The 13,392-nt window shown below is 29.2% G+C and carries 9 protein-coding genes; 2 read left to right on the top strand and 7 right to left on the bottom strand.

All coding sequences use genetic code 11. The annotated features are described in order from the left end of the window. Nucleotides 1–690: 690 nt before the first annotated feature. The 5 genes from CUEA01_RS19625 to CUEA01_RS19645 form a co-directional block, all read right to left on the bottom strand. Nucleotides 691–1,290: a carbonic anhydrase gene (locus CUEA01_RS19625; RefSeq protein WP_234123621.1), complete on the bottom strand. Its 600-nt coding sequence runs from the start codon at nt 1,288–1,290 to the stop codon at nt 691–693. 94 nt (nt 1,291–1,384) lie between these two features. After that, nucleotides 1,385–2,263, bottom strand: coding sequence for a cation diffusion facilitator family transporter (locus CUEA01_RS19630; RefSeq protein WP_234123622.1), 879 nt, complete (start codon nt 2,261–2,263; stop codon nt 1,385–1,387). 477 nt (nt 2,264–2,740) lie between these two features. Then, nucleotides 2,741–3,778, bottom strand: a complete 1,038-nt coding sequence (locus CUEA01_RS19635) for a hypothetical protein (RefSeq protein WP_234123623.1) — start codon at nt 3,776–3,778, stop codon at nt 2,741–2,743. Between the two features lie 11 nt (nt 3,779–3,789). Next, entirely contained in the window at nt 3,790–5,028 is a 1,239-nt protein-coding gene (locus tag CUEA01_RS19640; protein WP_234123624.1) for an MBOAT family O-acyltransferase, read from the bottom strand. Between the two features lie 529 nt (nt 5,029–5,557). Further along, nucleotides 5,558–8,797 carry a DEAD/DEAH box helicase gene (locus tag CUEA01_RS19645; RefSeq protein ID WP_234123625.1) on the bottom strand — a complete coding sequence of 1,080 codons (3,240 nt, stop codon included), beginning with the start codon at nt 8,795–8,797 and terminating at the stop codon, nt 5,558–5,560. Between the two features lie 411 nt (nt 8,798–9,208). Between CUEA01_RS19645 and CUEA01_RS19650 the strand changes: the two genes are divergently transcribed. Next, nucleotides 9,209–9,775, top strand: a complete 567-nt coding sequence (locus CUEA01_RS19650) for a TetR/AcrR family transcriptional regulator (protein ID WP_234123626.1) — start codon at nt 9,209–9,211, stop codon at nt 9,773–9,775. Between the two features lie 123 nt (nt 9,776–9,898). Then, complete coding sequence (locus tag CUEA01_RS19655; RefSeq protein ID WP_234123627.1) at nt 9,899–10,783, top strand: EFR1 family ferrodoxin; 885 nt, start codon at nt 9,899–9,901, stop codon at nt 10,781–10,783. Between the two features lie 294 nt (nt 10,784–11,077). Here the strand turns inward: CUEA01_RS19655 and glgD are convergent, their stop codons facing one another. Together glgD and CUEA01_RS19665 are read right to left on the bottom strand one after the other, a co-directional pair. After that, entirely contained in the window at nt 11,078–12,223 is a 1,146-nt protein-coding gene (gene glgD, locus CUEA01_RS19660) for a glucose-1-phosphate adenylyltransferase subunit GlgD (protein ID WP_234123628.1), read from the bottom strand. Next, nucleotides 12,213–13,358 carry a glucose-1-phosphate adenylyltransferase gene (locus CUEA01_RS19665; protein WP_234123629.1) on the bottom strand — a complete coding sequence of 382 codons (1,146 nt, stop codon included), beginning with the start codon at nt 13,356–13,358 and terminating at the stop codon, nt 12,213–12,215. The genes glgD and CUEA01_RS19665 overlap by 11 nt, the downstream gene beginning before the upstream one ends. Nucleotides 13,359–13,392: the final 34 nt, after the last annotated feature.

Raw genomic sequence — 13,392 nt, forward strand, 5'->3', positions numbered from 1 at the left:
CTTTGGCAGGTGAAGAAAAATGATGTTAGTGAATAGCGGCTCAAAATCCTAAATAAAATTAATAAAACTAAGCGGCAAATTTTTTAAAGCTTAAGAGCTTTCGATAACTCGCCAAAAGACGCTCAGACAATCTAAAACTCTAAAGCTTTAAAAAATTTTCCACTAAGTTTTATACAATTTTATTTTAGAAATTTTTTCGCCACTATTCCCTAACATCATTTTTTTCCTACACCTACCAAAGGTTCTTTGATTAATCCACTACATCTTTGTTTCACAATATATAATTATTTTCTAACAAATTAATACAGTAATTTTAATGATTTTAGTAATAATTATTGTTTCTGTACTACACCAAAATTCCGTAGGCACACTAATGTTTTTGATTAATTTATGTATTTGAAATGGATCACTAGAAATTAATAATATAGGTTCAAGAATTTTAATGGGCTTACGCCCAAGTCTCTGGTATGTGTTCTTTCCTTAAACCACTGTAAATGCGAAGTAAGTGTAGTTCAGGATGGTTTAAATAAAATTTTAATAAAACTTAGAGTGAAATATTTAAAAGGCTTAGATGTTTCAATTGTCTGAGCGCCCAGCGAGTTATTAAAACTTCTTAGGTTTTTAAAGTTTTTTGCCTTAGATTTATTAATTTTATTTAATATCCTGCAATACACTTACTTCCCAATAATTTTATATTACTTTAACTTTTCCTGTTCCTAAATAATACTTTCCTTTAGCTATGGTAAGCTTGCCTTCTTTAACAAGGCTACTTAACATTTCACTTTGCAAAAGCGTATCCACAGCTTGTTTTACATTTTCCTCTTCAACTTTTGCCGCAAGTTCACTTTGAGAAATATCTTTATTTCCTCTTGTATATATATTTTTTATAATTGGTTCAAAATGTGCACTAAAGCCTGTTAATTTTTCTAACTTCATTACTTTCTCTACTGCATTTCCGGCAGCACCACAATTTTCATGAGCTAAAACTAAAACATATGGAATTTCAAACTTTTCAATGGCAAATTCCACATTTTCAACTACTGTGTCATCTACAATATTGCCAGCATTGCGGATAACAAATATATCACCAAGTCCAACATCAAAAATAATTTCTGGGGAAACACGTGAGTCAGAGCAAGTTATTACAACAGCCATAGGCTTTTGAGTATTTTCTAATAATTCTTTACGCTTTTGAGCTGATAAATCTTTATTTAAAAGTTTCCCATTCGAAAATCTTTCATTTCCTTCTATTAATGCTTTTTCTGATAAACAGCTGTATACTTTATCCATGAACCGTCTCCTTAAAATTTTTAATTTATTATACCACTATTATTAAAGATATACCACCTTACACAGCCAAATTGCAAATAATAAATGTATCCTGTTAAATAGCTTTTTTCTCTGGTTCCACATGAACAACTACATATTTTATTTTAAATTCTCTTTCAAGCATTTTTTCTATTTCTTCTGTAATTTTGTGACTTTTAAGAACTGTTAAATTTGGATTAACTCCTATAACAACCTCAAGTAGTATATTATTTCCGTGAATTCTTGCTTTAATATCCTTCACATACTTAACGTCTTTAATCATACTTATATTTTGTGTTATATTTTCTAGATTGCCCTTATCAAAGCCATCCGTCAAATTATGAGATGTTTCTTTAAATATTTCATATCCGGTTTTGCATATTATAACTCCTACAATTATTGCTGCTAGTGGGTCTATCCATGGGAATCCAAACTGAGAAGCTATGATTCCAACTGCTGTACCAATACCAACAAATGCATCTGAAATATTATCTTTTGCCGTTACCATTAACGACGTGCTATTAATTTTAAGTGCAGTATTTTTATTATAAAGATATACAATATATATTATTATAGAACAAACAATTGCAACTACTGCGGCTAGCATATCCGGTACTTTTGCCTCAAAAAAAATAATAGAATGGATTCCATCATAAATTACCTTCAGCCCAACTCCTACCATTATCAAGGATGAAATAAGAGAAGCTACCGTTTCTGCTCTTAAATGTCCATATGCATGATCTTCATCTGCTGGCTTTCTAGATATTCTAATACCAACAATAATGGCGATTGATGCAATTATATCTGTAGAATTATTAAATCCATCGGCCACAAGTGCTTTTGAACTAGTAAAATATCCCACAATAAGCGTAAAGGCTGCCAAAACTATATACGCCATAAGGCTAATTCTTGCACCTCTCTCAGCAATTTTAAGATTTTTATAATTTTCTTCCATAGCCTTCTCCTTTAGAATGTAATATGGTTATATAGATATACTTATATTATATTCATAACATAAAATATTACTCAAATTTATACAACTTTTAAAAATAGTCCGATATACTAAAGAAAGAGGCTGTGGCACAAAATTACTTAATACACAAATTTTAAACATTGTGAACCAACTAAATCAAAGTACAAAGTACAGAGTATAAAGTACAAAGAAGGATGATTTACCTTTCCTTACGTCAGATAAATCTTAAACTTGACTGTTGTTAGCTTCGCTAACAACAGTCATGATTCGATTGCGTAAGCAATCAAAAATAAGTTATAAGATTTTCTGTAGCAAAACGGAAGAAAATCATCCTTCTTTGTACTTTGTACTTTATACTTTGTACTTTGGTTTAATTGGTTCTCATTAATTTTAAATTACATATTAAATACCATTAGTGCACCAGCAACCAATAATTAAAATTATGAATTTATAGTGAAACTATTTTGAAATTGAAGCCACTTGAGAATGTTCATAGTCTATATCCCATTCTGCATATTTACTATCACCACGATGATCTGCTAATTTATAATTATCCTTTAAAAATTCTCCTAAATCATCACTTACCTTATTAGCTCCCCAAATATTTAAATGACCATAATTGTTCATATCATTTTTAAAATCAAGATTTATACTTTTCATCTTATCATCAGTATTATAATTAATAAATGGTATATTGTTACTTTTAGCAATTTGTGCTACTTTATTAAACATCTTTTGTGGGTCCTTTACCCAATTTCCTAAATCCCCATCCGATTTTTTATCATCACAAGGCATATTTACAAAAACCAATTTAAATCCATCTTTTTTAGAAAGATCAATAATTTTATTTAAATATTCTTTAGTCCTACTTGGTATATCTGCTGTTTCCGTTGTTGGTGTGCTTATGGATTTATCCTTTCCATACCTATTCTCGCCAGCTTCAAAACCTTTTTCATAATAAACCTTGGAACTATCATAATTAAAATCTTCCTTCGTTAACTCCTGCCATCTATCATGATATTCTAATATAGGGAATATATAACTCATCCTACTTTTTAAAGGCACACAATTTTCAATGGCTTCAAGTTTATTAAGAGAAAATTTCATATTATCGAGATCATTTCTTATATATCCTTCATCACCATATTCATCTGTCAATCCTAAATAATACAAATCTACCACAACAATAGGATTCTTGTGTTTTTTTAAGACTTCCTTTAATAAATAATATGTTACATCAATAGGCTGACCACCAGTTGCATAATTATAGCTGGTTATACCATATTCGTGCCATAATACATTTGGATCAACTCCTCCATTCATATGACTCGAACCCATTAAAACAACATCATAATTATCTTTTGTATCCTTATATAATCCATCAATCAACTTACCTCGCTGACTGTTTTTTTCTACAAATATAGGATTAATAACAATTATAATTAGCATTACTATTGTAAAAAAAATCAAACCTTTTTTAATTGCCTTTTTAACCACAAATATACCTCCTAAAAGTGAAAATATATGAACTGACTAGGATTATACTCTGGTCCATATACACCAAATATAATAATAACCATTACAGCAATTAAATATGTAGACCATCTAAACATCATATTCTTATTTAAAAACTTCTCGTATAAATCATCTTTTCTTTGAAGTAAATTTCCTATTAAGATTACAAATATGCCTACTACAGCTACATAAAAATCTTTATACGATAATCCCAATTTAAAAATAGCACCGTTCATAAATACCCCAGGATTAAAATAAAACATATTCCTAATAAATCTCATAGCATTTTTAAATGAATCTGCTTTAAAAAATATCCATGCAAAATCAACTAAAGCAAAAGTTATTAAAACCTGCATAAGTTTATACCCAAAAGTTTCTGTCTTAATTCTAAACCTTTCTATAAGCCTATTTTTAAGTGGTGCTAACACTTTTTCTATAACCTGATAAATACCATGCAAAGTTCCCCAAACTATAAAATTTAAAGCTGAACCATGCCACAAGCCGCTTACTATAAAGACAATCATAATATTTCTATAATTTTTTATAGTGCTGCATCTATTACCACCTAAAGGAATATAAAGATAGTCTTTAAACCAAGAGCAAAGTGTAATATGCCATCGTCTCCAAAATTCTTTTATTGATTTAGAAAAGTAAGGTTGCCTAAAATTCCTCGATAATTCAAATCCTAGAACTCCGGCAACTCCTATTGCCATATCGGAATAACCTGAAAAATCACAATAAATTTGAAAAGTAAAGAATATAGATGCAATAATAACTTCAAAGCCTTTATAACTATTTGGAGCTGCAAATACAGTATCAACTAACTTACTTAACCTATCTGCAACAACTAACTTCTGAAAAAGTCCCCAAAGAATCAAAAGCAAACCTCTTTTTATCTTTTCATATTCAAATGAATGTTTTTCATCAAATTGACACAGCATGTGCTTGGCCCTTTCTATAGGCCCTGCAAGTAGCTGTGGGAAAAAGGCTATAAATGTAGCAAACTTGCCCAAATTTTTTTCAGCCTTTATATCACCTCTATAGATATCTATAATATAAGCAATAGCTTCAAAAGTATAAAAAGATATTCCTATAGGTAATGTGTGATTAAAGGATTGTATATGTATATTAAAATGAAATATTGAAAGTATTCTTATGATAATTGTAGTAAAAAAATTATAATATTTAAATACAAATAATATTGCTATATTGCATAAAATACTTATAATCATAATAAATTTTCTTAGCCTATTATCATACGTTTTATTCGATTTTTCTATCAATAATCCCGCTAAATAACTAATCAGTGTAATTATCAAAAGCAAAATAACATATTTAGGATTAGCACTCATATAAAAACAATAACTTGATAAAAGAAGCCAAATCCAACGTACTTTATGAGGTATATTATAATAAACAATAACCACAACAAGGAAAAACAGCAAAAATTCCATCGAATTAAATAGCAAATAAAACACCTAATTTCTATGTATATTACAAAATATAATGAAAAAACAAATAGTTTTATTGATTTTTCATTATATATTTTATTGTATATTTATGAATTCCAAATTACATAATTAATAACAAATTGATAACAAAAAGGTTACAAAACAATTACAAAAATCTTTACATAGTTTATCATAGTATTTTTTCTATTTAAAATCAATCTTTAAAATTTAACAACAACACACAAAAAAAGCAGTTAGATTATCTTACACAAATCTAACTGCCCTCAGCTATGATATCCTGCCTTTGCTTTTAAACAAATAGCTTAAGTATTTCTTCTTCTGTTAACGCTGCAAGGTTTTCACCATTAGAAAGTTCATCTCCAAGTAAATTTTCTATAAGCTTCTTCTTTTCCTTTTGCAATAATATAATTTTTTCTTCAATGGTTCCCTTTGCAACAATTTTTATAACTTGAACTACATTTTTCTGACCAATTCTATGGGCCCTATCCGTTGCTTGATCTTCTACTGCCGGATTCCACCAAGGATCAAAATGAACTACTACATCGGCAGAAGTTAAATTTAATCCTGTTCCACCTGCTTTTAAACTTATTAGGAAAACAGAATTTTCACCTTCATTGAATTTCTTAGTCATTTCCATTCTTTTTTGTGACGGCACAGAACCATCAAGATAACTATAAGTTATTCCATCTAAACTTATTCTTTTAGCAATATTAGAAAGCACAGAAGTAAATTGTGAAAATACAAGAACTCTATGTCCTTCTGATACACTATCATTTAAAAGTTCCGAAAGTGCTTCTATTTTTGCACTGCTGCCAGTGTATTCTTCCATTACTACGGATGGATCAAGGCAAAGCTGTCTAAGCCTTGTAATATACGCAAGTATCTCAATTTTACTGTTTTTAAATTCATCATTTTCTACCTTTTTTTTGATCAAATCCTGTGCGTGCTTTGCATAGGTTGCATAAACCTTTTTTTGTTTATCTTCGAAGTCAACCATCATAATATTTTCTATTTTATCTGGGAGCTCAAGTGCAACCTCTTTTTTCTTTCTTCTTAATATAAATGGTTTTATAAGCCTATTTAAATCTTCTATAACTTCTGGTTCTTCTTTAAGTTTTTTATAATATCTTACACTAAATCTTTTTTCATCATAAAGGTAGCCTGGCATTATAAAATCAAATATTGACCACAATTCCAAAACTGAATTTTCTATAGGCGTTCCAGAAAGAGCAAACCTTGTTTTTGTATTAAGCTTTTTAATGCTTAAGGCATTTTGCGAGTGAGGATTTTTTATGTTTTGAGCTTCATCTAATATGCAATAGTCAAACTCTAAACTTTTGTAAATTTCCAAATCTCTTTTTACAAGATTATAAGTAGTTACTATAACATCATAACCCTCTATATTTTTTATTATTTTTTCTCTGTCGTTTTTAGGTCCATTCCCTGCAATTACTTTCATACTAGGCGCAAATTTTTCAAATTCCTGTATCCAGTTATAAACTAATGAGGTTGGAACCACAATTAGTGTCTTACTTCCCTCATTTGAAAGCAGAAATGCAATGGTTTGAAAGGTCTTTCCAAGTCCCATTTCATCTCCAAGTATTCCTCCAAAGCCCAAATAATCTAAAGTTTTAAACCAGTTATAACCTACCTTTTGATATTTTCTTAAACTTCCATTTAAATTTTTAGGTTCTTTAAAATCTAGTTTTTCAATATTTTTCAGCTTATTTGTAACTTTTTTAAGTTCTGTTTTTCCTTTAATGTACCTTATATTATTATCTTCAAAATATTTATCTAAATAATAGGCTCTGTTTTTAGGTATTTCAATATGATTATTCTTAACAGCTTTTGGCGAAACCGAATCTAAAAGTTTCAAAAAATTTCTAAGTTCCATTTCCTCCAAATCAAGATATTCACCGTTTTTAAGCTTAAAATATTTAAGATTATCTCTAAAAGCCCTTAAAATAGCTGTGGTTTCTGTAGGTGGAATATCACCTAATTTAAAATCCAATTCAAAATAATTGTATTTACCTGTTTTTATATCTCCAGCTATACCTTTTGTACCTAAAGCTTTTATTCCTTTAAATCTTTCAGAATAAAACACCTCTCCTAGTTTTTGAAGCCTTTCTATTTCTGTTTTAAAAAATCTAAATATGTAGTCATCGCCAAAGCTTAAATAAAATTTCCCCTTAACCTCCTGGAACCCAAGTGCTCTTATAACCTCTAGCACTTCTAATTCTTTTTTAGCTGATCTATATATAACTTTTTCACTGCAATCCTCAAATATATTAAACTCATATGCTCCATACTTAACCTTTGTCGTAAGTGTAATATCTTTTCCATCTTTATCAAAATAAAATTTAAATTCACACTCTGCTTCAACTACTTTTTCCTTTATCTTTTTATCAAGGTTTACATTTTGAGATATAAAATTTAAATTTGGAATTAACTTTCTAAGCACTGTATCTTCTTTGGAACTAGGTAACGTCACAACCTTAGCATCATTAAAAACTTTAAAATAAGCTTCTAGCTTTTCGCAGTATTCATAACTCGGTAAATATATTGTAATTCCATATAAAAATACATTATTCCTTGAACCTAGAACTGTTGGCATCCCACCTGGGGCCTTTAAAACATATTCATCCTTTATATTTTTTAAATCGAAGGCTATATTAGGTGCTCCCTCTACTATTTCTGTTTCTATAGTTCTAAAGGTAAAGCCTTCATTTAAATAAACCCTATGCTTTTTTATTACTTGAAAAAACTCTCTAACCAAGTAATCTGGTACATGAACATATTTACCATCTATAAAAGGCTTTCTAATTTTACTGTGATATACATTACTGCCATCCATATTTATTAGCATTTGAATAAAATCTATAAGTCTTTTATCCTTAACACCAAGCTTTTGTTCTTTCATATTTAAAGTAAGATTTTTTCCATAACTTATAGGTATATTATTATAAATTGCTACCAAAAATTTGCCAATGTCTTTTAGAACATATAAACTATTAGAACTCATGGATGCAAGCCCTATTTTAAGTTCAAAATATATCCTATTGTCCCATTGATTTTTATTTATATAAACTTCTATTTTTAACTCTTCTTTATTTTCTCCATCGCCTAAAAGAATTGATAAAACATCTGCCCCTTTATTAACCTTGTATGTTTTTAATATGTTTTCTTTATTAAAAGCAGGAAACTTTACAAGTTCATCTAGTGTTTTATATATAGTTGCCATTAAATGTTTGCAACAATAATTTTCTTTTGAGAACTCATTTTTTTCAAAATCCATACAACTGCAATAAGTTGAAATTATATTTTTATCCTCTTTATCTATTTCAATTTCAGTTTTATATTCATTAAAAAGACTTTCGGAAATTACCTTTGCCTTTATGTTAAAAATACTTCCTTCGTCTTTTATATTTGCTTCTTCTACTAAATCATTGTTAAAAACTCTATATCCTTTATCAAAATTTTTTCCACTTATCTGTCCTTTAAATAATTGCAGCAACTCGTCTCTGTTCATTAAATTATCTCCCTAATAAAAATATTCATACATATAAACTATAACACAAAAACTTAATCAAGGGGCTAACACCATAAAAAAATGTTCAATAAGTTAAAATTAATGCGGAACATTAAAACAGAATACAAAGTAGCGTGAAGATTGATTTTCTTGCTCCTGATTGTATTGGCAAAGCCCTATACTTAATGCAGCTCCTGAGGAAAAGCCAAGGAAAACATATGTCCGATTTACTTCATTGCCCGACACTCGCCGCAAATTTGATATCTCTACGATTATGGCTTAAAATCATGCCACTGCCATAAAGAAAAAGATTTACCTTTTGTGATATTACATACTAATTAATTTCCAAATTAACGCTTGACATAATAGCAAATTTACTACTATAATAATAAAGAACGGAGGTTCCTTATTGTGCAAGTTTTAAAAGATGAAATTAGAAATAAAATATTGTTAGTTGCTGAGGACATGTTTTATCAAAAAGGATTTAAAGAAACTACTACACGTAATATTGCCAATGAAGCTGGAATAAGCGTTAGCAATTTGTATTTATATTATGAGAATAAAGAAGCTATTTTCCATGGAGTTATTGACCAATTTTATAAATTCTTTATAAGCAGTTTTGAAAATTTTTTTGACCATAACGATAAGAATATTGAAATGGCAGTTTATATTAGCACTTTTATTGAGAATATTATCATAAATAACCGAAAAAAGTTTGTTATTATATCTGATAAGAGCCAAGGAACGAAGTATGAGGGCTTTAAGCAACAAGTAGTTACAATTCTAAATTCTCACATAACTGCTCAAGTAGATAAAGATTTAGGTCAAAATCAATTAATCCTATATATATTATCTAAAAACTTTATTGATGGAATAATTGAAATCGCAAAACAATATAAGAATGAACATTGGCTAAAAAATAGCCTTAATATATTAGTCACATATCATATGAATGGTATGGCACATTTGATGCAATAAATTTTTTACTCAAATAAAGATTTTTAACTTTTATTTGAGTAAAAAAATTTTTTAAGCAAATAAAGAACAACTGCTCTTTATTGTAAAACTTACTTATATTAAAATAATGATAGGAGTGTTACTATGAAAGCTGTAATAATAGAATTTAGTCCATCAAATAATACCCACAGAGTAGGTGAATTGTTAAAAGCTAATCTTGAACAGAATAACATCTCTGTACAACTAGTTAATATTGCTGCAGATAAAAGGTATTTTTTAACGAACAATAAAAAAGATTTTTTACAAAAAACAATTGATAAACATGATATATTAATTATAGGTTCACCTGTATATGCACATCATCTTCAATATCATATTAAATATTTGATTAAAAATCTACCAAAGCCTGTAAATGGATGGGGTAAAGTAGCAGTACCATTTGTTACCTATGGCGGAATTAATTCAGGTATTGCGTTAGACGAAGCAGGCAAATTATTAAGAAAAAGTGGACGAAAAGTTTTAGCAGGCATGAAAGTATCATGTTCACATCATATGTCTAGGGCCTTTATGGAAGAAGAGTATAATAAAGATCAAGCAGAGGAGAAGTTGATTTTTACTATTGGTAAACTTGTTAAACGAATAACCCTAACTAATTTAGATTCTTTAAAAGATAACTCAAAATCCCTGAAGTATCAGGACTTAAATATCTATTTAAAGTCAAACTTAATATTCAGGGAAAAGACTTGGCATAAAAAAAGATATCCCAAAATAGTAATTAACGACAACCAATGCACTAAATGTGGTAAATGTATAAAGGTATGTCCGGTATGCCATTTAGATCAGAATAAAGACAAATCTATAATCAAAAATATGGACTCTGAATGCATTCACTGTTTTAATTGTATTTTTGAATGCCCACAAAAGGCAATTACTCCAATTGGTAATCTAAAGAGGGCAAAAGCCTTTATGGAAAGCGCAATACAAAAGGGGACAGAATATCCTGACACTTGCCTATATCCAAAGTTATGAATTTTATCTTACTAAATCATAATATAAGGGTGAAATCAATTTTTTAAAAAAATATCTCCCCATTTATGCTTTTATTGTGAATATAAAAAATAATAAATAAATGAAAATCGCCTCAGTAACCTAAAGCGATTTTCTACCTAATTCTGACTTTCTCTTTATTTATCTAACAATTTCCACTAGATTTATGTCTTCTTTTTCTTCGATACAATACTCCACCTCAACCTCTCCTCTAATTGAAATATGAAAGGTTATCCGTGGATAGGCTTTTAACTTAACTCATACAGGCTAGCTTCCTTAGGAAATTCTTCTATCAACAATATCATTTGTTATATGACTATCTTTTTTAATAACAATGGGATTATCGTCATCCCCAATTATGCGTACACCTTCATCCACAATTACATTCTTATCTAAAATAGCATTTTTTATATATGCATTTTTCTTTATATTTACGCTGGCCATAATAATGGAATGCTCAATCACAGCAGCTTCAGAAATTCTACACCTTCTTGATATTAATGAATCTACAACGGTTCCGTCAACTATAGACCCTGATGCAAACTGACTATTATTTACAACCGAGTTTTGTGCATAATGAGTGGGAACTTCATTGGCTAATTTTGTATATATTTTTTGATTTGAGTATAGCAAAGAATTAAATTTACTTGGCTGAAGCATGTCCATATTGGCACGATAATATGATGGAATGTCATAAATATTACTTAAATATCCTGTATATTCATAACTCATACAAGCTTCATTATCTATTTTTTCTCTAAGAAACTTGATAATACTTTCTATTTTTTTATCATAATTTTCTAATATCTCTATTAGCCATTGAGTTTTTACGATAAAAATATCCATACATAAATTGTACTTTTCTGCTAATTCTAATTCAGCCTTTGAGTTATTATAAATAGAAATATTTTTATCTGATTCTAAATTAATTAATAAATTATCATCAGAAATATTTTCAGAAGTAACCCTTTTATAGACCACCGTCATATTACGGCTGCTTTGTTTATGAATTTTAATAATTGATTTTAAATCTATATTGCATAACATCTTACTTCCCATAATTAAAGTAATTTCTGAACTTGATTTTCTTAAATAATCTATAACATGAGAAACAAAATCTTGTTCGTATTCATCTTCACTATTCTTTTTACTAAAATGCATAATAAATTTATTTCTAAGAGAATCTAATCCCCATTCTTTTCCTCCATTAATATGATCAAATACTGACTGCATATCATCATGGTTCATCAAAAGAAACAAAGCTTGAATATTTGCATTTATTACATTTGATAGTTGAAAATCAAGCAACCGATATTTGCAATCAAATGGGAGTGTTGCTAATGGACGATGAGCTGTTAAATCTCGTAAATCTCCGCAGCAATTTACATTATCAATTATCGCACTTACTCTATTAGTCTTCATTTGAAATCACCCCTATTACTTCTGAATAACCAACAACAGATATTTCTCCTTCAGAATACACTGTTGCATTGTCACCTACCACAGCATTTTCTCCAATGATTGCATTTTTAATGAAAACATTTTTTCCTATTGTTGCACCAGGCATAATTACACTTTTTTCGATTTTGCTTCTTTCCTTAACATGTACATCAGTAGAAAGAATTGTATCTTTAATTTCTCCTGCAACATAGCATCCATCGGCGATTAAAGAATTTTTAATAACTGCCGTTTTAGTAAAAAAATGTGGCGGAGAAATGGTATTTTTAGAATAAATTCTCCAATTATTATTACGCATATCTAAATCATTTTCTATATCGATGAATTCCATATTAGCTTCCCAAAGTGAATCAATTGTCCCAACATCTTTCCAATAACCATCAAAGCGAAAGGCATATACATTTTCTCCTGAATCTAAATAGGATGGAATTACATGTTTTCCAAAGTCAATCATTTCAGCATCTTTAGAATAGCTATTAATTAAAACTGTTCTAAGTCTTTGCCAATTAAAAATATAAATTCCCATTGAAGCTAAATTATTTTTTGGTTCTTCTGGTTTTTCTTCAAACTCTATAATACGAGAATTCTCATCAGTATTCATAATTCCAAAACGAGACGCTTCTTTAATTGGCACTTCGATAACTGCAACAGTTAGAGACGCATTTTTTTCTTTGTGAAAATCTAACATTTCTTCGTAGTTCATTTTATATATGTGGTCACCTGATAAAATTAAAATGTATTCCGGATTAACTTGATCTATATACGCAATATTCTGATATATTGCATGTGCAGTACCTTGAAACCACTTTTCTCCATCAGAACTAGAGTATGGCTGCAAAATTGTTAAACCTGAGTCAATGCCATCAAGCCCCCAGCTAGAACCATTTCCTAAATGGCTGTTTAAAGCTAAAGGCTGATATTGCGTTACAACACCTACCTCTTTTATTCCAGAGTTTGTACAATTGCTTAAAGTAAAATCTATAATTCGATATCTTCCCCCAAAAGGTACAGCTGGTTTTGCAATATGCTTAGTTAATGCCCCTAAACGAGTTCCCTGCCCACCGGCTAGTATCATAGCTAACATTTCTGTTTTCTTCATAATATTAGGTGAATAAATCACCTTCCCCCCTTCC

It is taken from the genome of Clostridium hydrogenum (genome assembly GCF_021432385.1).
GTDB lineage: Bacteria > Bacillota > Clostridia > Clostridiales > Clostridiaceae > Clostridium_S > Clostridium_S hydrogenum.